General features: G+C 68.8%; 23 protein-coding genes and 3 pseudogenes. 11 read left to right on the top strand and 15 right to left on the bottom strand.

The window, feature by feature from the left end:
* The first annotated feature begins 206 nt into the window (after positions 1-206).
* Complete coding sequence (locus tag KALB_RS19440; RefSeq protein ID WP_236650280.1) at positions 207-1,127, top strand: cyclase family protein; 921 nt, start codon at positions 207-209, stop codon at positions 1,125-1,127.
* A 58-nt stretch (positions 1,128-1,185) separates the two neighbouring features.
* Positions 1,186-1,575: a hypothetical protein gene (locus tag KALB_RS19435; RefSeq protein ID WP_148309534.1), complete on the top strand. Its 390-nt coding sequence runs from the start codon at positions 1,186-1,188 to the stop codon at positions 1,573-1,575.
* Positions 1,576-1,594: 19 nt separating this feature from the next.
* On the opposite strand, the gene KALB_RS45425 is transcribed toward KALB_RS19435, so the two are convergent.
* Both KALB_RS45425 and KALB_RS19430 read right to left on the bottom strand, forming a co-directional pair.
* A complete protein-coding gene (locus KALB_RS45425; protein ID WP_201771939.1) occupies positions 1,595-1,834 on the bottom strand; it encodes a transposase in 240 nt (79 codons plus the stop codon).
* Positions 1,835-1,871: 37 nt separating this feature from the next.
* Complete coding sequence (locus KALB_RS19430) at positions 1,872-2,765, bottom strand: IS982 family transposase (protein ID WP_025357383.1); 894 nt, start codon at positions 2,763-2,765, stop codon at positions 1,872-1,874.
* Positions 2,766-2,840: 75 nt separating this feature from the next.
* Between KALB_RS19430 and KALB_RS19425 the strand changes: the two genes are divergently transcribed.
* Complete coding sequence (locus KALB_RS19425; RefSeq protein ID WP_025357382.1) at positions 2,841-3,308, top strand: hypothetical protein; 468 nt, start codon at positions 2,841-2,843, stop codon at positions 3,306-3,308.
* A gap of 29 nt (positions 3,309-3,337) precedes the next feature.
* On the opposite strand, the pseudogene KALB_RS45420 reads toward KALB_RS19425, so the two are convergent.
* Both KALB_RS45420 and KALB_RS19420 read right to left on the bottom strand, forming a co-directional pair.
* Positions 3,338-3,553: pseudogene (locus KALB_RS45420) on the bottom strand (IS630 family transposase); the annotation flags it as partial.
* Between the two features lie 268 nt (positions 3,554-3,821).
* Positions 3,822-4,421, bottom strand: a complete 600-nt coding sequence (locus tag KALB_RS19420) for a TetR/AcrR family transcriptional regulator (RefSeq protein ID WP_025357381.1) — start codon at positions 4,419-4,421, stop codon at positions 3,822-3,824.
* Between the two features lie 74 nt (positions 4,422-4,495).
* Between KALB_RS19420 and KALB_RS19415 the strand changes: the two genes are divergently transcribed.
* A complete protein-coding gene (locus tag KALB_RS19415; protein WP_025357380.1) occupies positions 4,496-5,509 on the top strand; it encodes a glycoside hydrolase family 113 protein in 1,014 nt (337 codons plus the stop codon).
* Between the two features lie 476 nt (positions 5,510-5,985).
* Here KALB_RS19415 and KALB_RS19410 read toward each other — a convergent pair whose 3' ends face one another.
* The 3 genes from KALB_RS19410 to KALB_RS19400 are packed head-to-tail and all read right to left on the bottom strand — an operon-like array spanning position 5,986 to position 8,565.
* A complete protein-coding gene (locus KALB_RS19410) occupies positions 5,986-7,077 on the bottom strand; it encodes an IS630 family transposase (RefSeq protein WP_025353938.1) in 1,092 nt (363 codons plus the stop codon).
* Positions 7,078-7,120: 43 nt separating this feature from the next.
* The gene (locus tag KALB_RS19405) at positions 7,121-7,969 is read right to left on the bottom strand and encodes an oxidoreductase (RefSeq protein ID WP_025357379.1); all 849 of its coding nucleotides are present in this window, start codon (positions 7,967-7,969) and stop codon (positions 7,121-7,123) included.
* Entirely contained in the window at positions 7,957-8,565 is a 609-nt protein-coding gene (locus tag KALB_RS19400) for a TetR/AcrR family transcriptional regulator (RefSeq protein ID WP_025357378.1), read from the bottom strand. The genes KALB_RS19405 and KALB_RS19400 overlap by 13 nt, the downstream gene beginning before the upstream one ends.
* A 163-nt stretch (positions 8,566-8,728) precedes the next feature.
* Here KALB_RS19400 and KALB_RS19395 point away from each other — a divergent pair, with 163 nt between their 5' ends.
* Positions 8,729-9,082, top strand: coding sequence for a VOC family protein (locus KALB_RS19395; protein ID WP_025357377.1), 354 nt, complete (start codon positions 8,729-8,731; stop codon positions 9,080-9,082).
* A 397-nt stretch (positions 9,083-9,479) separates the two neighbouring features.
* A complete protein-coding gene (locus tag KALB_RS49855; protein ID WP_268872257.1) occupies positions 9,480-9,608 on the top strand; it encodes a hypothetical protein in 129 nt (42 codons plus the stop codon).
* On the opposite strand, the gene KALB_RS19385 is transcribed toward KALB_RS49855, so the two are convergent.
* Together KALB_RS19385 and KALB_RS19380 are read right to left on the bottom strand one after the other, a co-directional pair.
* A complete protein-coding gene (locus KALB_RS19385) occupies positions 9,609-10,679 on the bottom strand; it encodes a DmpA family aminopeptidase (protein ID WP_025357375.1) in 1,071 nt (356 codons plus the stop codon).
* Entirely contained in the window at positions 10,676-11,287 is a 612-nt protein-coding gene (locus KALB_RS19380) for a TetR/AcrR family transcriptional regulator (protein ID WP_025357374.1), read from the bottom strand. Before KALB_RS19380 ends, KALB_RS19385 begins: the two co-directional genes overlap by 4 nt.
* A gap of 154 nt (positions 11,288-11,441) precedes the next feature.
* On the opposite strand from KALB_RS19380, the gene KALB_RS19375 reads away from it, so the two are divergent.
* Together KALB_RS19375 and KALB_RS19370 are read left to right on the top strand one after the other, a co-directional pair.
* Positions 11,442-12,797 carry an APC family permease gene (locus KALB_RS19375; RefSeq protein WP_025357373.1) on the top strand — a complete coding sequence of 452 codons (1,356 nt, stop codon included), beginning with the start codon at positions 11,442-11,444 and terminating at the stop codon, positions 12,795-12,797.
* A gap of 384 nt (positions 12,798-13,181) precedes the next feature.
* Positions 13,182-14,399: a cytochrome P450 gene (locus tag KALB_RS19370; protein ID WP_236650289.1), complete on the top strand. Its 1,218-nt coding sequence runs from the start codon at positions 13,182-13,184 to the stop codon at positions 14,397-14,399.
* A gap of 70 nt (positions 14,400-14,469) precedes the next feature.
* Here the strand turns inward: KALB_RS19370 and KALB_RS19365 are convergent, their stop codons facing one another.
* Complete coding sequence (locus KALB_RS19365; protein WP_025357371.1) at positions 14,470-15,129, bottom strand: TetR/AcrR family transcriptional regulator; 660 nt, start codon at positions 15,127-15,129, stop codon at positions 14,470-14,472.
* A 127-nt stretch (positions 15,130-15,256) separates the two neighbouring features.
* On the opposite strand from KALB_RS19365, the gene KALB_RS49250 reads away from it, so the two are divergent.
* Positions 15,257-15,766 (top strand): DUF6130 family protein, encoded by a 510-nt coding sequence (locus tag KALB_RS49250; protein WP_236650288.1) that lies wholly within the window; start codon positions 15,257-15,259, stop codon positions 15,764-15,766.
* On the opposite strand, the gene KALB_RS19355 is transcribed toward KALB_RS49250, so the two are convergent.
* The gene (locus tag KALB_RS19355; protein ID WP_025357369.1) at positions 15,767-16,774 is read right to left on the bottom strand and encodes an alpha/beta fold hydrolase; all 1,008 of its coding nucleotides are present in this window, start codon (positions 16,772-16,774) and stop codon (positions 15,767-15,769) included.
* An 87-nt stretch (positions 16,775-16,861) separates the two neighbouring features.
* A pseudogene (locus tag KALB_RS19350) lies at positions 16,862-17,365 on the bottom strand (helix-turn-helix transcriptional regulator); the annotation flags it as partial.
* 181 nt (positions 17,366-17,546) lie between these two features.
* Here KALB_RS19350 and KALB_RS49245 point away from each other — a divergent pair.
* Both KALB_RS49245 and KALB_RS50045 read left to right on the top strand, forming a co-directional pair.
* Positions 17,547-17,831: pseudogene (locus KALB_RS49245) on the top strand (IS21 family transposase); the annotation flags it as partial.
* A 70-nt stretch (positions 17,832-17,901) separates the two neighbouring features.
* Positions 17,902-18,048 carry an ATP-binding protein gene (locus tag KALB_RS50045; RefSeq protein WP_338033869.1) on the top strand — a complete coding sequence of 49 codons (147 nt, stop codon included), beginning with the start codon at positions 17,902-17,904 and terminating at the stop codon, positions 18,046-18,048.
* A gap of 207 nt (positions 18,049-18,255) precedes the next feature.
* Here KALB_RS50045 and KALB_RS44040 read toward each other — a convergent pair whose 3' ends face one another.
* From KALB_RS44040 to KALB_RS19330, 3 genes are all read right to left on the bottom strand, one after another.
* Entirely contained in the window at positions 18,256-18,744 is a 489-nt protein-coding gene (locus KALB_RS44040) for a hypothetical protein (protein WP_025357366.1), read from the bottom strand.
* A gap of 488 nt (positions 18,745-19,232) precedes the next feature.
* Positions 19,233-20,423, bottom strand: coding sequence for an AAA family ATPase (locus KALB_RS19335; RefSeq protein ID WP_052360469.1), 1,191 nt, complete (start codon positions 20,421-20,423; stop codon positions 19,233-19,235).
* A gap of 75 nt (positions 20,424-20,498) precedes the next feature.
* Positions 20,499-21,824, bottom strand: a complete 1,326-nt coding sequence (locus tag KALB_RS19330) for an MFS transporter (protein WP_081789406.1) — start codon at positions 21,822-21,824, stop codon at positions 20,499-20,501.
* Positions 21,825-21,924 lie beyond the last annotated feature (100 nt).

Genomic DNA, 21,924 nt, shown 5'->3' with positions numbered 1-21,924 from the left:
GCCCGTGACTACGAACGCGACCCCGCCATCTCCGAGGCCATGATCCGCTGAGCCGCGATCAAAGTACCCTACCTCCTGATCGGCCGACTGCTGGCCCGCTGATCTAGTGTCATGCCAGTTCAGCGGGCCTTGGTGCCTCGAACCGCGTGACCGGAGGAGTCGATGCTGGGATGACGGCAGGGCGACCGATACCCACACAGGACGACGTGCTCGGGTACTTCGACACGCTGTCGAACTGGGGACGGTGGGGCGAGGACGACGAGCTCGGCACTCTGAACCACATCACCGACGACGTCCGGCTGGCGGCGGCGCGGGCCGTGCGCCACGGCAGGAGCGTGTCGTGCGCATGGGAGGTTGCCGTACCGGAGGACATGGAGCGGTCGACGACGACGTGCCCGTGCGCCGCCGACATGCCCGGTGCCGAGGACATGCCGCTGCCCGGATTCCGCAACGACCGGCGCTGGGGCTTTTCGCACGAGCGGCTCGGCATCACCTTCCACGGCAACACCCTGACCCACGTCGACTCGCCGTGCCACATCTTCTGGGACGGCACGATGTACAACGGGCGGTCGCACTCGTTGGTCGACGCCGCAACGGGATCGGCGTGGGCGGCCGTCACGGCGGCGGCGAACGGGATCATCACGCGTGGTGTCCTGCTGGACATCGCGAGGGTCCGCGATGTGCCGTGGTTGGAACCGGGGCAGGGTGTGTTTCCCGAGGATCTCGAGGAGGCCGAGCGTCGCCAGGGTGTGCGGGTGCGCTCCGGCGATGCGGTACTCCTGCGGACCGGCTATGGCCGGTTCCGGCACGAGGCCGGTGCGGCCAGCGGTGTCACGCAGGCCGGCTGGCACGCGTCCTGCCTGCCGTGGCTGCATGAACGGCAGGTCGCGCTGATCGGCGCTGACACCCCGCAGGAGGTTCAGCCGTCGGGGTACGAGGACGTGTTGATGCCGGTTCACGCCGTGAGCCTGGTTGCGATGGGTCTGTGGCTGCTCGACAACTGCGACCTGGAGGTGTGCGCGAGGACGGCTGCCGAGCTCGGCCAGTGGGACTTCCACCTCGCGGTCGCGCCGGTCCGCTTCGCCGGTACGTCCGGCAGCCCGGTCAACCCGATCGCCACATTCTGACCGCGGGACTCGCACCCGAGGGGTCGGCGCCCTTCACCGTCTGGGGGAGAACTCGCACATGCGTCACGCACTGCCGCTCGTCGCGGCCGTCGCCGCCCTGGTCCTCACCGGCTGCACCAACCTAACGGTCATCAGAACCGATGGTGCACCGAACACCACGACCGCGAAGACACCGGCGAGTGCTGAGGTGCCAGTGAAGTTCCACGACGCCAACAGCCAGGCGCCGTGGTTCCACAAGGTAAAAGCGGTCTCGGTCGACGGTAAGGGCGTGCTGGTGAGGACCATGCTCGACAAGGGCGACACGGCGACGGCGCTTGCCATGTGCGAGGCCGCGTACCAAGCCGCCAGGACCGCAGGCGCCGACTTCGTCAGCGTCACCGTGCGCTCGTCGGGAGACTCCTCGATCGCGTCCCGGAACGAGCTACGCAAGGATGCGGCGTGTAGCTAGCGATCTTGAAAGATCGGGGTCACGGCGGTGCTGAGTCGAGTGTCAGCCCGGTCTGGGCGAAGAAGGCACCAGCCAGCTCGGGTCGATATTGGCTGCGCTCGAGATGCGACCAGACCCGCTGGACCGGGTTGAGATCCGGGGCGTAGGCCGGCAACCGGATCACATGCAGCCAGTCCCGCGCCGGGATCAGCGCCTGCTCAAGATCTGTAAGGGGCGCCTGTACAAGGCCGGCTGGCAGACCGGCAGTAGGATTGGCCAATTCACCCCGGTGACCTAGACGAGTAAGTCCTAACTGATCAGTGGTCGTAGGCGATCAGGGATCGGGTGACGGGCTGGCCGGTGGCCCGGTTGTGCCAGATCGCAGCGGTCAGTGCGAGCAGGCGTTGGGCGATGCGCGCGGTCACGCCGTCGATGGTGCGGCCGCCATGCAACTCCAGGTCGAGCTGACCTTTGAGGCTGTCGTTGACCGACTCGATCAACTGCCGGACGGGTTTGAGCAGGTGCTGGGCCGGATGCGGAGTGCGGTTGCGATACGACGGGCGCAACAGCCGCACCCCGCGCTCGGCCAGGTAGGCGTCCAGCTCGCGGGAGACGTAGCCCTTGTCCGCGATGATCAGCAGACCGGGTCGGTCGGCCAGCACGGTGGGGTCGTGGTCCAGGATCGCCATCAGCACCTGGCGTTCGTCGAGCTTCGGATGCGCCAGCGCCCAGGTGATGGGGAGTCCTGCCGGGGTGCAGATCAGGTGTAGGCGCAGTCCCCAGAAGAACCGCGAGTGGCTGGAGCAGTAGCCGTAGCCTGCCCAGCCGGCGAGTTCAGAGCGTTTGGTGGTCTCGCGGGAGCGGCCGCACTCGACCGGGGTGGAGTCGACAATCCAGGTCGCGTCGGTCCACAGGTCGGTGTCCAGGGCCAGCAGCCGGATGATCCGTTTGAGCAGCGGGACGGCGGTGCGCAGCCGCTTGTTGTAGCCGGACTGCTGGGGCAGATACGGGAAAGCGCCGGGCAGGTGGCGGGGCAGGAACCGGAGCCAGCGGGCCTCGGAGCGGATGCCGAGCAGAGCCTGGGCCACGGCCAGAGTGAGTAGTTCGGCGTCAGTCAGCTTGGGCGGGCGTCCGGTCCGGGCGGGCCTGCCGAGGTGGTCATCGATCTTGACGTAGAGTGCGGTCAGAAGGGTGTTCAGGTCGGTCCTCACAAACTGATCTTGAACACCCTTCGTCCGTCTTCAGCCACCGCCCGGACTTAGGACTTACTCGTCTAGGTGGTTGGCATGGACGTGCGGATCCGCACTCTCGTCGAGTCGAAGGGCGAGCTGGTTCGCCTGGACGATGCCACCCCTGAGCTGCGCTTGCGGCGCTCTGAGCACTTTGACGGTGTCGTCTTGCTGCAGGTCAAGGATCGGCCAGTGATCGACGAGACCGTGGTGGATGACGTCGACTGGTTCTGGGGCGTTCTGTGGACCGCGACCAAGGACTTCGTCAACGGCTCCGACGTGAAGGTCGGGATGCCAACATTGCCGTACGAACTGGAGTTGATTCACCTGGCGGAAGGGAACGCGAAGATATCCTTCTCCGGTCGAGATGCCTCGGTGCAACGGTTCTGTGTGGCCAAGACGCTCGTCGGGGCCGTCACCGCCGAAGCTGATTCGTACTATCGGAACATGATCAGGTTGGCGAAGAAGCAGCAGCGGATCTGGCATGACATGCTGGATGAGATACGGACACTTCGAAGTTACTGAACTTGAACTGGTGATGGCGGTTGGTGTGATCATGACGGTATCTCGGTGATCAGTCCGGTCTCGGCCAGGCAACCCGCCAGCGACTGTGGCCGGTGCTGGATCTTCTTCAGCTTGCGTTTCACGACCCGCACCAGGTGGTCGAGGTTGGCGGCGGTGAAGTTGGCCAACGACCGTTTGACCAGCGACCACACCCCCTCGGTTGGATTGAGGTCGGGAACGTAAGAGGGCAGACGGAACACCCGCAGCCGCTCACCAGCGCGGCCCCGCCACAGGCGCAGCCGAAGCCACGTTGACCGAGGCGGCCCGCTGCGAGGGAATCCTGGTCGGTCGTAGTCAAGTGCGGCGGATCCTGTTGGCGGAAGGGGTGCGATGACGGATCGGTCACCTCAAAGGGCCGCATCATCTCGTTGCCCTCGTGCTCCAGTACGTGACAGTGCCAGACGAACAGTCCTGCCCGGTCGAACCGAGCCCTCACCTGGGTGATCTCCTTCGGCAGGGCGATGACGATGTCCTTCAGCCCGGTCGCCGGTCTGCGACACGAGCGCCCACCAGCGGCAGGTACACCTCGTCCACGATCTCGAGGATGACCTCGTCGGGCACGGACTGCATCCCGCGTGTGACGTACTCGTTGCGCAGCAATACCACGGCCACCGTGGCAACCCGAGGATGACAAGCTTCGGGCAGTGCCTCACCTCGTGCCACAGCGCGTTCGAGCATGGTCAGCCACATCCCACTCCCGCCGTCGCCGACCAGTTCCTGCAACTGAGCGAACAGTTCGGGATCCTCGCTGGCACTTGCCATCAGGCCACGGGCGATGTCGGCCCTGGGCGAGGACAGATCGCGGTTCATCTGCCGCAGCACCGTGAGCACATCGGCGCGCAGTTCACCCGTGTCGGGTGGCCCCAGCCTCTCTTCGACCAGTTGTCGGTAGGCGGCCACGCCGAGCGCGGCGCGGTTGGGCCACCGGCGGTAGATCGTGTTCTTGTTGGTCCCGGCGCGCCTGGCGACCCGGTCCATCGTCAGACCGGGATACCCGGACTCGGTGAGCTCCTCGACCGCCGCGCGCAGTATCGCCTGCTCCAGGACGGCCCCGCGCCGTCTCACCTGAGCCATGTCACCTCCCAGTTGCGTACACGCAGTACCTTAATCGGTTGATGAGGTACTGCACGTACCTTATGGTCGCGGTCATGCGAGCCAACGGCATCACCTACGACACTGGCTTCGTCAACGCCGGGATGATCACCCACGATCCCTTCGACCCCGAGGTCGTCAAGCGCGAGATGCAGATCATCCGCGAGGACCTGCACTGCACCGCGGTGCGGGTCACCGGCGGCGATCTCGACCGGCTGGAGATCGCCGCCACCCACGCGGCCGACGTCGGCCTCGAGGTCTGGTACTCCCCGTTCACCTGCGACCTGACCACCGACGAACTACTCATTTTCCTCACCGACTGTGCCCACCGCGCGGAGCGATTACGCCGTCAAGGAGCCGAGGTTGTCTTGCTCACCGGCGCGGAACTGAGCATGTTCACCGTCGGATTCCTGCCCGGTGAGACCATCACCGAACGGTCCGCGATCCTGGCCACACCCGAGCGACTGGGCGCGGCGATGGCGGGAGTTCCCGCTCGCCTCAACGACTTCCTCGGTCAGGCCGTGCGGGCTGTCCGCGAACGGTTCGGCGGAAAGGTCAGCTACGCCGCGATCCCCTCGTTCGAGGGCGTCGACTGGACGCCCTTCGACTTCGTCTCCTACGACCTCTATCGGTCGATCGAGTACGCGGACACATTCCCCGCAGCTGTCCGCGGCCTGGTCGCGGGCGGAAAGCCGGTAGCCGTCACGGAGTTCGGGTGCTGCACCTACCGCGGCGCCGCGGATCGGGGCGCGCACGGCGTGATGATCGTCGAATGGGAAGGCCCCATCGCGGCCCGGCTCGACGGCGACTACCTCCGTGACGAAGCCGAGCAGGCCACCTACATGTGCGAACTGCTGGACATCTTCAACGCTGAGGGCGTGGACTCCGCGTTCATGAACACCTTCGCGTGCTATCACCTGCCACACCGAGAGGGTCCACGTGCGGACCTGGATTTGGCCAGCTCCGGCGTGGTCATGGTGTTCGAAGACCGCCTCGGCGAGACCTACCCGGACATGGCGTGGGAACCCAAGGCCGCCTTCGCTGCGCTCGCAGACTACTACCGCCGCTGAGGAACTGGCCTGTCTGTCATAGACAGGCCAGCCAGCCTCAGGTTCGCGGCTGGCGGGGTGTCCCTTCCACCGCGGAACCCGCGGGCGCCTCCGCCAGCGGAACGAGCCGTACGAATCCACCCAACGCTCATGCCGCATTGAGCGCGTTCGCCGAACGTCCGACGTGGCTGTTGATCGCTGGGCTGGTGTGTTGACGGTCCGGTGGCCGCAGCCGGTTGATCTACCGGATCCTGGTTCACCACGGACGCAAGGGCGAACGACCTAGCGTCCCCGAGACCGGGCTGACACCCGACCCGGCACCACCGCAACCCCAATCTTTCAAGATCTGTAGCTACACGCTGCATCCTTGCGCAGCTCGTTCCGCGGCGCGGTCCGTGTCATGAAAGTGCCTTTCAGGACACCGGATGTCCCGAACGGCACTTTCATGACACCGCAGCCTCGGCCCGGATACCAGGTCAACGATGCGCGCCGCGCCACTAGTGTCCTGCGCCGGAAATCCGCCTACAAAATCGGGCGAGTGACTCGAGGATCTCTTCGGCGGTCTTGGTCCAGATGAACGGCCGTGGATGGGTGTTCCAGTCAGCGATCCAGACGCGGATGTCCTTCTCCAGCGCTTGGACGCTGCGGTGGGTACCTCGGGTGATCTTCTGGTCGCTGAGAAAGCCGAACCAGCGTTCGACCTGGTTGATCCACGATGATCCGGTCGGGGTGAAGTGCATGCGGAACCTGGGGTGCTTGGCCAGCCAGGCCTTGATCGCCGGGGTCTTGTGAGTGCCGTAGTTGTCACAGACCAGGTGGACGGCCAGCTCCGCCGGGACCGTCTTGTCGATCGTGATGAGGAACTTCTTGAACTCGGCGGCCCGGTGCTGACGATGCAACTCGGCGATCACCGTGCCATCGGCGACGTCGAACGCGGCGAACAGGCTGGTGATGCCATTGCGGGCGTAGTCATGTGTGCGCCGCTCAGGCATACCCGGCATCATCGGCAGCACCGGCTGGGAGCGGTCCAGTGCCTGGATCTGACTCTTCTCGTCCACGCACAGCACCACCGCCCGCTCGGGCGGATTGTGGTACAGGCCAACGACATCGACGACCTTCTCCACGAACAATGGATCGGTCGAGAGCTTGAAGGTCTCGGCACGGTGGGGTTTGAGCCCGAAATCGCGCCAGATCCGGCCGATGGTCGACTTGCTCAGCCCGGACTTCTCCGCCATCGACGCCCGAGACCAGTGTGTGGCGTTGCGCGGGGTCTCCTCCAGAGTCGCCACGATCACCTCTTCGACCTGGTCCACCGTGATCGACGGCGGACGGCCCGGCCGTTCCTCATCGACCAGGCCCTCCAGCCGATGCTGGAGAAATCGCCTGCGCCACTTGGTCACCGTCGACGGGTGAACCCGAAGATCCTCGGCGATCTGCTTGCCTGGCAGGCCGTCCGCGCACGCCAGCACAATCCTGCACCGCTGTGCCAGCACCTGCGACGACTTCGCCCGCCGCGCCCACCGTTCCAGCGTTACCCGCTCCTGCTCGGTCAACGTCACCTCAGCAGGAGGACGTCCAATCCGCGCCATCAACCCAGACTAGACTTATGTGGCGGATTTCCGGCGCACGACACTAGTTCGACGCGATCTGGTGGCCGTCGGGGTAGTCGGTGGAGCGCGACAGCTCCGCCCACTCCTGCAGGTCCTGCTCGACTGCCGAGCGGCCGGCCGCGACCAGTCGCAGCGCGTCCGAGCCCAGCACGAGATGCACAGGCGGATTCTCCGCCTCGACGATCTTCAGGACCGCCTCGGCCGCTTTGGCCGGGTTGCCCAACTGGTTGCCGCTGGCCGCCTGCCGAGCCGCGCGGATGGGCTCGAACAGCTCGTCGTAGTCCGGGATGGAGCGTTCCGTGCGTACCATCGAGCGGCCCGCCCAGTCCGTGCGGAACGAGCCGGGTTCGATGACCGTCACGCGCACGCCGAAGCCCGCGACCTCCTTGGCAACGGTCTCCAGGATGCCCTCCACGGCGTACTTGCTGCCACAGTAATAGGCCAACCCGGGCACGGTCATCAGTCCACCCATGGAGCTGACCGCGAACACATGCCCCGCGCGGCGCTTGCGCATGAACGGCAGTACCGCCTGCACGGTCGCGGCCACACCGAACACATTGACGGCGAACTGCGCTCGCAACTCGGATAGCGGCGACTCCTCGAACACACCCTCATGTCCATAACCGGCGTTCGCGATGAGCACGTCGATCGGTCCGACACCCGCCTCGACCTCGCCCACGACAGCGAACACCGCGTCGTCGTCGGTGACATCCAGTTGCCGCGCGTGCGCGCGTCCGGGTGCGAGCGCTTCGAACGCCGCGAGGTCCTCGGGCCGGCGGACCGTGCCGACGACGGTGTGCCCGGCATCCAGCGCCCCTTGGGCGAACGCCCGGCCGAGGCCGCTGCTGACACCGGTGATCAGGAAGAGCACGGGTTTCCTCCAGGTAGGACGCGGCACCAGATCTCGACCATCGTCTCGGTCATGTGGTCCAGGCCGCCGGGTTGTGTTGACGCGTGGTAGAAGTTGCGCTCGGTCATCCAGCACAGGGCCTGCGCGAGCGCCGCGGCACCGGTAGGACCGTCCTCATCGGGTAGCCCGGCCCGGACCAGGACCCGAGCCATGACCTTGGTGTTGTTGGCGATGGTGTCGCGCCACAGTTGGCCGATCTCTGGCACCTCTGGGCCGAACTCGACGGCCGCCCGCATCACGGTTGCGTGCTCACGCCACGTGCGGGCCGTGTTCCGCACAGCCTGTCGCACGATGTCGCGTACTGGCGCGTCCAGGTCGGCGGCTGGATCCTCCATGTGCAACTGGGCGACGGTGCGCGCGACCAGTGCCGCGAGCACCTCCTGCTTCGACCCGAAGTAGAAGTACAGCGAGCCACGCAGGATTCCCGCGCCCTTGGCGATCGACTCGACCGTCATCGGTTCGGCACGCTCCCGTTCGAGCAACACCTCGGCGGCGTCCAGGATCGCCTGGACTCGCTGGTCGCCCTTGCTCGGTGCGTCCCGACGCTTCGCTGCCATCACACCACTATGACACAGTGCAGAGAAAAATCTGCACTGTGTCGAAATTTTTCTGCGTGACGTAGAACGGAGCGAGGCGCCGGCGTGCACGCCGGGGCGGACCGGCTTGGCGGTCCGCGTGTCGCCTGCCCCGGTCTGGCCGCCGCACTGGCACGATCACGGCATGGAACGCGTGCTCGGAATCGGTGGCTACTTCCTCCGCGCTTCGGACCCGGCGGCTCTGGGCGCCTGGTACCGGGACTGCCTCGGCCTCGATGCCGATGAGAACGGCGTGTGGCACCAAGAGGCGGGCCCCACCGTCTTCGCGCCGTTCGAGGTTGGGACCGACTACTTCGGTTCCCGTTCCCAGCAGACCATGCTCAACTTCCGGGTCCGCGACCTGGACGCCATGCTCACACAGCTCCGCGGCAAGGGCGCCGACGTAGCCGACGAGACCGAGGATATGGCAGGCGTCGGCCGCTTCGGCTGGGTCACCGACCCCGAGGGCAACCGCATCGAGCTCTGGCAGTCCGCCTAGTACGCTGACTACGCACGTTGACCGGGTTTGATCATGCTGCTGTGGGGGCGGGGCCGGCCCCAGCGTGGTTGGCGTTGGCTGCGGATGCCGTGGGTACGGTGGTAGGTCGCAGGCACCCGGGCGGGGTGCTTCTCACGAGTCCAGCAGGTGCCCCGAACTGGTCGAAGGTGAAACACCGGTTGGGGAACCTGCTGGTCACCTCCTCGATCCGGTCCAGTTTGGCGTTCTTGCCGGGGCCCCTGGATTCCCTCCAGGTGCGGGTGCGCTGGAAGGAGATCCCGCGTTTGCGCAGGATCTGCCGCAGCCGTTCCCAGCCGATCTTCCTCTGTCGGGTCGGGTTGTCGGCCAGGTAGTCGGCGAGCTTCCGGAAGACCTGCTGCCGTTGGTCAAGGCGCGCATGGACACCGCCGGCGGCAGCCCGGATCCGCGGGCCCGCGCGGTGATCGCCTGCCTGGAGGCCGCATCAACGACGTGGGTCGAGATCATGGACCTCTACGACGAGTGCCTGGCCGCGGTGCGCGGCTGATCACCGGTCGAGCCAGCGCCGCACCGGCAGGGCGGGGACCCGGCGTCCGTACCGGCCGGCCATCTCCTGGTTGGCGGCCAACGCGTTGAGCACCGCCTCCTCCACGGCCTGCACCACGGCTTCCAGGAACGGGTCGATCCGGCCCCAGGGCACGAACCGCAGGCTCTCGTACTCTGCCTCGGCGGACCGGGGGAACCGGCTGCTCAGCGCGCCGGAGTTGGCGGTGGAGAAGGCGAGGAACAGGTCACCGGAGAAGTGCGAGCCGGTGGTGCCGGTGCGGGCCAGGCCGAGCGGCACCCGCCGGGCCAGCGCGGCGCACTGGCCGGGCAGCAGCGGGGCGTCGGTGCCGAGGACCACGATCACCGAGCCGGCCCCGGGCGGCCCCGGCCAGGGCTGTTGCTCCATCGGATTGTCGGCGAGCAGTTCCCTGCCGACCGGTTCGCCGGCGACGGTCAGCTCCCTGCGGGCGCCGAAGTTGGCCTGCACCAAAGCGCCCACCGTGTAGCGGTCGCTGCCATGGCGGACCAGCCGGGAAGCGGTTCCGGTGCCGCCCTTGTAGCCGTAGCAGGTCATCCCGGTGCCGCCGCCGACCGAACCCTCCGGCACGGGACCGCTCGCGGCGGCGTCGATGGCGGCCACCGCGTGCTCGGGTCGCACGGTGGGGGCGTTGATGTCGTTGAGGTAGCCGTCCCAGGTCTCGGCCACCACCGGCAGCAGCCATTCGGCGGCCACGTCGGGGCGTTCCCGCACCACCCAGTCGATCGCGCCGCGGTGGCACGGGCCGACGGCGTGCGTGTTGGTGATCAGCACCGGCAGGGTCAGCGATCCGGTCTCGGCCAGCCAGGCGGTGCCGGTCATCTCCCCGTTGCCGTTGAGCGCGTAGGTGCCCGCCGCGCAGGGCAGGTCGAAATCGGTCCGGCCGCGCGGCAGGATCGCGGTCACCCCGGTGCGCACCGAATCGCCCTCGATCAGCGTGGTGCAGCCGACCTGTACCCCGGGCACATCGGTGATCGCGTTGTGCGCGCCGGGTTGGCCGGGCAGCGAGATGCCCAGGTCGCGAGCACGGGTCATGACAGCTCCTCCAGGTCGCAGCGGGTCGCGGTGCGCGCGTAGGACAGGATCAGCGACTCGGCCGTGCCGGTGTCCATGACCGGCACGGCCAGGGTCAGGTGCAGGCCGTAGCCGTCCTCCAGGGTGACCAGGTTGCGCGCCACGGTCAGCGCCTCAGCGGTCAGCTCGAACACCCCGGTGGCCACGCCGGCCTCCAGGATCCCGGCGTAGATCCGCACCTGCCGTTCGAACAGCGCGATGTGCCGGGCAGCGTAGGCGGGGTCGCGGCGGGCGATGGTGCCCAGTTCGTAGAGCAGCACGCACAACTCGTCCTCCGGGCCGCTGGGCAGCCCGCTGCGGATCATCGCCAGCAGCCGCGCACGGGGATCGGACCGCGCGCTCGCGGCCTGTTCGCGGTCCGCGCAGAACCGCTCGACGGCCTCCCGCTGCACCTCCTGGAGCAGGTCCACCAGGGTCGGGAAGTAGTAGAGCACCGAGCCCGAGGACATCCCGGCGCCCTCGGCGATGTCGCGCAGCCGCAGGTTGAGCACCCCGCGCTCGACCACGGCCCGGCGGGCCACGGCCACCAGCTCGGCCCGGCGCTGCGGGGCCCTGCTCGGTCTTCCCATGTCCCCAATTCTTCGAAGAACGTTCAGAGAACGCAACCGGCGCAACCCAACCGTAACCCAGTGACACCTTGACCTGTGAGCAAGAGCACCCTTTGATACGTCCACCGCTGATTTTCGAAGGAGCTTCAAACAACTACCCACCTGGAGGCCAGCCGTGGCCGTGCCCGCCCTGCGCCGAGGACTGCGAACCCTCGGCACCCTGCTCATCACCCTGTCCGCGATCAGCCCCGCGTCCTCGGTGTTCATCATCGCCCCCGGAGTACTCGCCGGCGCCGGCTCGGGCGCCTTCCTCAGCTTCCTGGCCGCCGGCGTGGTCGGGGTGTTCATGGCCTTCGTCTACGCCGAGCTGTCCTCGGCCTTCCCGCTGTCCGGCGGGGAGTACGCCATCGTCGCCAGGACCCTGGGCAGGCTGCCCGGGTTCCTGGTGCTCGGGATGATGATGATCACCCAGCTGCTGATCGTGGCGGTGATCGCGCTGGGCGTGGGCACCTACCTGTCGGTGCTGCTGCCCGGACTGCCCGGCCCGACCGTGGCCGCGGCGACCTGCGTGCTGGCCGCCGTGGTCGCCGTGTTCGACATCAAGCTGAACGCCTGGGTGACCGGGATCTTCCTGGCCGTGGAACTGCTGGCACTCGGCGTGGTCAGCGCCCTCGGCCTGCTGCACCCCGCCCGCGCCTTCGGTGAACTGGTCAGCCACCCGGTGACCAGCACCGGCCCGGCCACGATCGGGGCCATCGCGATCGCCACCTCGGTGGCGATCTTCGCCTACAACGGCTACGGGTCGGCGGTCTACTTCGGCGAGGAGACTCAGAACGCCTCGCGGGGCATCGCCCGCGCCATCCTGCTGGCACTGGGCATCACCGTGCTGGCCGAACTGGTCCCGGTGACCGCGGTGCTGCTGGGCGCCCCCGACCTCGGCGCGTTGTTCGGCGCGGAGAACATGATGTCCTACTTCATCAGCACCCAGGGCGGCAGCACCCTGGACACGGTGATCAGCCTGGCCATCGCGCTGGCGATCGTGAACGCGGTGCTGGCGATCGTGCTGATCAGTTCCCGGCTGGTGTTCAGCAGCGGACGGGACCGGGCCTGGCCGGCCGCGGTGAACCGGGCGCTGTCGGCGGTGCACCCGCGCTTCGGCACGCCCTGGATCGCCACCCTGGGCACCGGACTGATCGCGGCCCCGCTGTGCTACGTCGACCAGCAGCTGCTCGTGGTCGTCACCAGCACCTCGATCGTGGCGGTCTACCTGGCGCTGTGCCTGTCGGCGATCCGCGGCCGGCGGACCGGCGCCACCGCGCATGCCCAGTATCGGATGCCCTTGTTCCCGGTGGCGCCGGTGCTCGCGTTGGCCGCGTTGGCGTTCGTGGTGTACCAGAACGCACTGGACGAGAAGGTCGGCCGGCCCAGCCTGATCGTGACCGTGGGGATGGTCCTGCTCGCGCTGCTGTACTACGTACTCGTGTTGCGGCGCAGGGGTGGCTGGCAGCTGGTCGAGCCGGAACAGACCTAGCTCGCGGAACCAGCCCACTGGCGCAGCGCGGCTTCCAGGCCGGCGGCACGGCCAGCGGTGTCATGAAAGTGCCGTTCAGGACACCCAGTGTCTGAAACGGCACCTTCATGACAGGTTCGGTCAGGAGTACGAGGGCCGCTCTACTACCTGACCGGCAGCCCGGACGAGGTGTCCGTTGACATTTGACACAGTATGATCACCGACGAGGTCCACTATGGACTGTCGGTGCCCCCGCTCCTGCCGAGCCGATCGGAGCAACCCTCCGTTTGGCGGAACCGCCCTGGTCTGTCTGACCCTGTGGCCGTCCGATCAGCCGGTGATAGCGTCGAATTTGTTGGTAACGAACAAAATTCGGGAAGCTGGCGCGAACAGAGGCAGGATTCCTTGTCCACGAACACATCCACGGTGACCACCGAGGTCCCGGACTACCCCTTCAGCGTCGCGAGGGCGTTGAAAGTCGACCCGGTCTACTCGCGCCTGCGGGCCGGTTCCTCGCTCACCAGAATCCGGCTCCCCTACGGCACCGGAGTCGTGTGGCTGGCAAGCACGTACGCGGATGTGAAGGCGGTGCTCGGGGACCCCAGGTTCAGCATGGCGGCCGCGACCAAGCCGGACACGCCGCGGAGCACGCCCTGGCCGATGAATTCCGACGGCCTCATGGGCAAGGACGGGCAGGAGCACGCACGGTTGCGGCGCCTGATCGGCAAGGCGTTCACCCTGCGCCGCGTCGAGGCACTCCGACCGCGGATACGAGGAGTCGTTGAGAACTGCTGTGATGCGATGGTCGTCCACGGAGCACCGGCCGACCTGGTGAACCTCCTCGCGCTGCCCGTTCCCGTCACCGTCATCTGTGAGCTGCTGGGAGTTCCGGTCGAGGACCGCTCGGTCTTCCGCGCCTTCGCGGAGGCGGCCGTGTCCAGCACCAAGTTCAGCCCGGAGGAGGTCGGCAAGCTCCACGCCGAGTCCGAGCGCTACATGGCGGAACTGGTCAGGCGCCGTCGCCGCGCCCCCGCCGAGGACCTGCTCAGCGCGCTCGCGCAGACCGAGGACAACCAGGACCTGCTCTCCGAGAAGGAACTGGTCGAGATGGGCTTGGGCCTGCTCGTCGCCGGCCACGAGACCACCGCGAACCAGATCGGGAACTTCGTCTACACGCTGCTCAGTCACCCGGGGCTCTACCAGGCACTGTGCGAGGACCCGTCCCGCATCCCGCAGGTGGTCGAGGAGCTGTTGCGGTGGGTGCCGCTCAGCGCGTCCGGCGGCCACGTGCGGGTGGCCACCGAGGACGTGCGGCTTCCTGGCGGCCTCGTGCGCGCTGGCGAGGCCGTGTTCGCCCAGCTGGCCTCCGCCAACAGGGACGAGTCGGTCTTCGAGGAGCCGAGCCGGATCGACTTCGACCGCCCCCGCGGGCAGCACGTGTCATTCGGGCACGGCCCGCACGCGTGCCCCGGCGCACACCTGGCCAGGCTGGAACTGCAAGTGACCCTGGAGGTCCTGGTCACCCGCTTCCCAGGACTGCGCATCGCCGTGCCCGAGAACGAACTCGACTGGCGCACCGGCGTCCTGCTGCGCGGCCTGGAGACATTCCCCGTCCAGTGGTGAGCCCCCCTCGCGGACCGTCCACCAGCGACTGGAACGCGAGCGTGTCTCATTGGGGCTGGGCGCCAGGCCGCTACTCCAGAGCGCTGAGCAACGACAGGGACAGGTCGGTCAAGTGGTCCACCAGCTTGTCCGGCGAGTCCGTCATGCCCCGGTGGAGCCAGTCGATGACCACCTCCGACACGCCAGCCACCAGCGCGAGGAGCAGCCGCTCGTACCGGAGCTTGTCGCGCTGCCTGCCCACCGCGCGCCGGATGAGGCGGCCGAACACCTCGGCATCCCTGCGCAGGACCTCTCGGCGGCGCAGCTCCATGCGAGGGGCGTTGACGTAGATGACGCGGGCGCGGTCCGGATGCTCGAACAACATCCGGACCAGCGCCCCCATCATCGGCCGTAGCTGCTCCTCGAGGTCCCGGGGCTGCTTCGGCGTCGCCGCGGCGATGCCCGCCAGCAGCCACTCGTTCTGCTCACGGTGCACGGTGAGCAGCAGGTCCGCGCGGTCGGCGAAGTGCTCGTAGAAGTAGCGCTTGGACACCTTCGCCCGCGTGCAGACCTCGGCGACGGTGATCTCCTCGTACTCGCGCGCGGCGAACAACTCCACCGCCGAGTCCACGATCCGGCTCCGCCGCTGGGCCGCCCGTTCCTCGCGCGACTGCCCGCCGTAGGTGTCCCCGCGCCTGGCCTGCTCGTTCACCGCGCACCCGTCCCCGTACTGGCTACGGTCGCACAGCATATCGGCGGACCACCCGGCCAGCCCGTCACCCGATCTGGAACCGGCGTGTTCCGTTCCGGTCCGACTTACACCGACAGCGTCACCCGACGGTCGCCGGGCGGTTCACCGGACGCCTAACCTCGCCCTCGTGCGACAACTCCGAACCCGATTCCCCTTCCAGGCAAACCGAATCCGGCCGCTGGTCCGCCGAATGGCCAAGGGCGCCGTGCTCGCCTCGAGTGCGGCCCTCGCCGTGTCCTGCGCCGCGGCCGACGCACCGGCGGTGAGCCGGACGGCGGCGGACCAGTCGGGGTGGCCACCAGCCCCGGTGGTCGCGCTCACCGACCAGCCCGAACCGTCCCTCGTGGTGGACACCCCGCTGGCCGACCAGCTGGCCATGGGGCTCGTGGTGATCCGCTACCGCGCCGAGAACCTGCACATCGTCCCGGTCTACGGCACCAACGCCGTCGACGTGTCACCGCGGATCGGCCACATCCACGTCACCGTGGACGACGCGCCCTGGCACTGGGCCGATGCCAGCGGGGAGCCACTGATCATCCAGGGCCTGCCGCGCGGGCCGCACAAGGTGTGGATCGGGCTGGCCAACCCCATGCACAAGGTCATGGACAGCAAGACCGTGGAGTTCACGATCCCCTGATCACAGCTTGTCGGCCTCGATGACGGCCTTGGCGAACTCCTCCGGTGCCTCCTGCGGCACGTTGTGGCCGATGCCGTTGAGCAGGCGGTGCGCGTACTTGCCGGAGAACTTCGCCCGGTAGGCGGCCCCGTCGGCGGTCGCGCCGTCGAAGTCGCTGCCGATGGTGATCGTGGGCACGGAGATGACCGGCGCCTGGGCGAGCTTCTGCTCCAGGGAGTCGAGCTTGGGGTCCCCCTTGGCCAGGCTCAGCCGCCACCGGTAGTTGTGGATGACGATGCTGACGTGGTCAGGGTTGTCGAAGGCCGCGGCGCTGCGGTTGTAGGTGGCCTCGTCGAAGTTCCACTTGGGCGAGGCGATCTGCCAGATGAGCTTGTTGAACTCGTGCCGGTTCTGCGAGTAACCGAGCACGCCGCGTTCGGTGGCGAAGTAGTACTGGTACCACCAGCCCCGCTCCGCCGCCGGGGACAGCGGCTGCTGGTTCGTGGCGAGGTTGGTGATCAGGTATCCGCTCACCGAGACGAGGGCCTTGCACCGCTCGGGCCACAGCGCCGCGATGACGTCGGCGGTTCGTGCTCCCCAGTCGTAACCGGCGAGGACCGCCTTGTCCACCTTGAGGGCGTCCATCAGGGCGATGACGTCGAGCGCGATCGCCGACTGCTGGCCGTTGCGGAAGGTGTCCTTGGACAGGAACCGCGTCGAGCCGTAGCCCCGCAGGTACGGCACGATCACGCGGTAGCCCGCCGCGACCAGCAGCGGCGCGACGTCGACGTAGCTGTGGATGTCGTAGGGCCAGCCGTGCAGCAGGAGCACCACTGGACCGCCAGCGGGTCCGGCCTCGGCGTAGCCCATGCTGACCTCACCGGCGTCGATCTGCTTCAGCGGGCCGAAGGAGGTGTTCTTCCCCGTGCTGGGGCTGGCGGCCGGGATGGCTTGCGCGGAGCAGCCAGCGAGTGAGGCCGTGGCAGCCGCCGCGGCCAGGACCTGGGAGAACTGCCTTCTGCTGATCATCGGAACTCCTCCTGCGTGTGGCACGGAGGGGAAGGTAGGTGCCCGGCGCAGGACGCGGCGACCGTCGGATGACGCCGTCGGTGTAAGTCACCCCACGTCGAGGGCCGCCCCGAGCTCGGTGCGGGAGCTGATCCCGAGCTTGGGGAAGATCCGGTGCAGGTGCGTGCTGACGGTACGGTGCGACAGGTGGAGCCGCTGGCCGATCTCCCGGTTGGCCAGCCCTTCGGCCGCCAGCTGGGCGATGCTGAGTTCGTGCGCGGTGAGCCGGTCGCGTGCGTCCGGGTCGCGTCGAGGGCTCGCCTCGCCCGCGGTGCGCAGCTCCCGGCGGGCCCGCTCGCCCCACGGCACCGCGCCGAGCGCGTCGAAGGCGTCGCGAGCCGCCCGCAGGTGCGTCCGGGACTCCACCGCCCGCCGCTGCCTGCGCAGCCACTCGCCGAAGGCGAGCTGGACCCGCGCGCGTTCGAGCTGCCACCCGGTCAGGTCCGCGCCCAGCGCCGCCTCGAACAACCCCTCCGCCTCCGTGCCCCGAGCGAGGACCGCCCGCACGCGGCGCAGACCGATGTGCAGGGCCGGGGACGGGTTGGCCGGCGCGAACCCGGCTCCACGCCTGTACGGCCAGCCCCTGGTCAGCAGGCCGAGCCTGCCCTGGGCGCGCAGTCCGGGCAGCGCGGCGGCGGAGACTGTGGCAGCGTCTGCTGGACCCATCCGGGCAATCTGAGCGGGACCCACCTTCGACCGTGGTTGGCAACTGTCTGGTTGCTCGCGGTGGAGGTTGCGGACGACGTCACGGGTGGAGCTGTTCGCGACGATCCGGCGCGATGCCCGGGTCGAGGGACTCTCGATTCGAGCGTTGGCGCGCCGGCACGGGGTCGGGCGGCGCACGGTTCGTCAAGCGCTGGCGAGGGCGGAACCGCCTCCGCGTAAGCCGCGGGTGCACACGGCGCCGCGGCTGGACCCGTTCAAGGCGGCGATCGACGCGATGCCGATCCAGGACACGACCGCCCCGCGCAAGCAGCGGCATACCGCTCGGCGGATCCACGCCCGGCTGGTGAACGAGCTCGTGGAGGCCACCAACGAGAAGATGCTCGCCCGCTACGGCCGCGTCGACCTGCTCTGCATCGACAAACATCGCGATCGCCAGCAACCAGGCCTTCTCTGGCTGGACCAGGACGTTCACCGACCCACGCCTGTGCGCCACCATCGTCGACCGGCTCATGTTCAACGGGAACATCATCGAGACCGGCACCGACTCCTACCACCTGGCCCACACCTAAGACCAGCAGGAGCGTCGATCCGAAGCCGCGGCCTGGCACTGAGCTCCGACTACAGACTACACCGCCGTCGCCGACAAGCGCGATGTCGCCGAGTACAGACAGCACCCTGCGATGGTGCCAAGACCGCGCCGAACCGGTACACGCCTCACGGCTACGGGCGCTATGTCGCGCGTCCCGAGGCCTGTCCGCACCTCCATCGGTAGGCCACTACTCACTGACAGGTCCTGGGCGATCCTCCTGTTTACCAGCGGTCCCCTGCTCGGTCCGGACACGGTCCTCAGCGAGAGCAAGCTGGCTGCGTGCTCGCGCGACGACTTGTTCGGCGCGCCGCAGTTGGGACAGCGCCCGATCGAGCCCCGCCCGGCCCAACTCCGCCGCGCGCTCGGTACTAGGCGGGTCCCGTCGAGAGAACTCGGCCTCGCGCTCGTTGGCGGTTCGCTCGCGTTGATCGGCCCGCACGTCGCGCTGATCGGCCCGCATCTCGCGTTGATCGGCCCGCACGTCACGTTGACCGACCTCCGCGGATTGCATCTCGACAGCCGTCTCCCGCATCTCAAGCGCGATCTCTCGGGCATCGGCGGCGGCCTCGCGCGCCGCGACGACCGCCTCGCGGAGCGTCACTTCCCGCTCGCGCCTCAAGGCCCGCCGGTCCTGCTCATTCAGATCATCCTTGTCTGGCTCAGGCGCGACCGGCATGCCTCTCAATATGGCCCTTGCCCTGGTGGGCTGTCGAGTGGGCCGCGCGGCCACGATCCACCCATCGGCATATCCGGACGATTCAACGCGGTCTCGATCGAGTCGAGTCGACACCGATGTCACGCTGACAGCCCGAACCCGCACCCAGGTGGGTCCCGCCTAGGTTGCCCAAGTTGACATTCCCAGCTGGGCAGCCGGTCGGCCACCGCCAGCAGGGCCTTGCGCGCCGACGGACCGGGCTCGGTCCAGAAGCAGCGCATGCCCGCACCCCAGAGGATGCGCATCGCCAGCTCGGTGTCCCCGTCCGCAGCGACCGATTCCGCCGCGCGGCCAGTTCCAGTGACCCTGAGGGGTCCTCGCGCATCCCGTCGTCGAAGCTGCTCACCAGCCACGCGGCCACGGCGTGCTGGCGCGGTGTGAGCTCGCACGTCCGCACCTCGCGCAGTAGCCGCTCGACCACGTCCAGGCGGCCGGACTCGACCGCCAGCTCAGCCGCCCGCAGCAGCCGCTCGGCCCGGGGCCTCACTCAGTCGCGCCGACTGCTCCAGCGCGGCGGTCGCGGCCGAGACGCCACCCCGTCGCTCGGCCCGGTCCGCGGCCAGCCCCAACTCGGCCGCGAGGCCCTCGTCCTGCCCGGCGGTGGCCGCCGCCCGGTGCCAGGCCCGCCGGTCCGGCTGGCCGTCCAGGGTCTCGGCCAGCGCCCGGTGGGTGTCCTGGCGCTCGCCGGGGCTGGCGGCCCACGGGATCGCCGAGCGCATCAGCGGATGGCGGAACCTCAGCGTGCCGGGGCCGAGCTCGACCAGCTGGGCGTCGACTGCAGGGGCCAAGGTCGTCACGTCGGCGCTGGTCGTGAGGGCGATCGTGGCGGCGTCGAGCGTCTCGACCAGTGAGGTGCTGTCGTTGAGCGCGGCGATCAGCAGACTGGTCCTGGCCGGCGCGACCCGCCCGGCGAAGGCCCGTTCGAGCCGGTCCGTCAGCGGCAGGACCGGGTCGGCGGCGTCCAGGTCGCGCGCGGTCCCGGGCAGCTCGGTCAGCGCCAGTGGATTGCCCGCGGCCTCGGTGAGCAGCCGGGCCCGGACCGCCGGGGGCAGGTCGGGCGCGACCGCGTCGAGCAGTTCCCCGGCGAGGTCTTCGGGCAGCCGATCGAGGGTCATCGTCGGCAGCCCCACGTCCTCAAGTGGCGAGCGCGGCTCGTCCCGGACGGTCGCCACCAGCACGACGGGCTCGGACTCCAGCCTGCGAGCCACGAAAGCCAGCAGGTCGGCACTGGCGCGGTCCAGCCAGTGCGCGTCCTCGGCGATCAGCAGCAGTGGCCTCTCGGCCGCGGCCTCGGCCAGCATGCCCAGCACGGCGAGCCCGACCTGGTACACGTTCGGCGCCGCCCCGTGGGCGAGGCCGAGCGCGGTGCGGAGCGCGTCGCGCTGCGGGGCGGGGAGCGCGTCGACACCTGCCCGCACCGGGTACAGCAACTGGTGCAACCCGACGTAGGGCAGGTTCTGCTCGGCCTCCGCCCCGGTCGTGCTGAGCACCCGCACACCCGATCGCGAGGCCTCGGCCAGCAGCGCCGACTTGCCGATCCCGGCCTCACCCCTGACGAGCAGGGCGCCGCCACGATCTCCGACCCCGTCGATCAGCTCCGCCAGGTGCTTACGCTCCAGGTCCCGACCGACAAGCGACATTTCCTCGCACTCCGCCCTCGAGCCGTGGCCACTGGGGCCAGGCTGCCCGATCTCCGGCGGAGGCGTTCACCACTGCTAGGTGCGCATCCGCAGGTTGTCGCGGGTGACGTGCCGGGCCGCGCCGAACAGGCCGACCGAGGTGAGCAGTACCGCCAGCGGGATCACGATCAGCAGGCTCAGGTGCAGGCCGTGGGCCGCGGCCTGGGGCCCGCTCAGCCCGGTCGCCGAGGCGGCGAAGCGGTCGGAGAGCGCGCCGGTGATCAACGGGCCCACCGCGCCGCCGAGCAGGTAGAAGGCGGCGAAGTAGATCGAGACCGCGGTGGCGCGCAGGCGGGGTTCGACCACGTCGGCGACGGCGGGGTAGGCGGCGGTGTAGTACATGTACTGCAACAGCCAGCCCGTGGTGAACAGGGCGACGAACAGGCCGACCGCCTCGGGCCCCAGCAGCAGCGCCCCGAGGATGAGCGGAGCGGCCAGCAGCAGGGCGAAGGCCCCGGTGTAGACGCGCGCCGCGGGCGACCACCGGCTCGCCCGGTCGGCGATGCGCCCGCCGAGCAGCAGGCCGACCAGGCCGCTGAGGCCGACCGTCACGCCGGTGAGCATGCCGCCGACGGCCAGGCTCGTGCCGAAGTAGCGCTGGAGCAGCGGCACGCTGAAGGTCGACACCGAGTAGGAGGCGATCTGCGAGCCGATACCGGCGAGGATCAGCCACCACAGGGTGGGGATCCGCAGCACCGACCGGAACGGGCGGTCGGCCCGCCCCGCCGACGTGCCGACCGGGTCCACGGCGCCCCGGCTCGGCTCGCGGATGAACAGCAGCAGCACCCCGATGACCAGGCCGGGAACCGCGGCGAGGAAGAACGGGGCCCGCCAGGTGCCGAACGCGTTGGTGATGGACCCGACCGTGAAGAAGGCGAGCACCAGGCCGACGGGCAGGCCGAGCTGGAGCAGGCTGGTGGCGCGAGCTCGCCGGTCGGCGGGGTACAGGTCGGCGAGCAGGGAGTTGGCCGCCGGGGCGAAGCTGGCCTCCCCCACCCCCAGCAGCAGCCGGACGAGGACCAGCGCCAGGAAGCTGCCCGCCAGGCCGTTGGCCAGGGTGAGCAGGCTCCAGACGACCAGGCCCACGGCGAGGATCATCCGGCGGGAGCCCCGGTCAGCCAGTCGCCCCAGCGGGAGGCCGAACAGCGCGTACACCACGGTGAAGCCGGTGCTGAGCAGGCCGATCTGCGCGTCGGACAGGGAGAACTCGGCCTTGAGCGGTTCGACCACGATCGCCGGGATCGCGCGGTCGAAGAAGTTGAGCAGGTTTCCCGCGAACAGCAGGACCAGGATCCACGAGGCCCGTGACACGAGCCCACCAGCGGCGGTGGCCACGGCTGCCGGACTGTCCTTGGTTGCCATGGGTCCTCCCGAGGGCCGGGCCGACATCAGCGGTGTGGCGTGGACCACGTTGGGAACGGCAGTGTTCCACATCAGTGCCGGTGCGCGGAAGGTGCGACCC

The organism is Kutzneria viridogrisea DSM 43870, from assembly GCF_000525635.1.
GTDB classification, from domain to species: domain Bacteria; phylum Actinomycetota; class Actinomycetes; order Mycobacteriales; family Pseudonocardiaceae; genus Kutzneria; species Kutzneria viridogrisea.
Note: the sequence above shows the minus strand (reverse complement) of the source record. Positions and strands in the feature narration are given on the sequence as shown.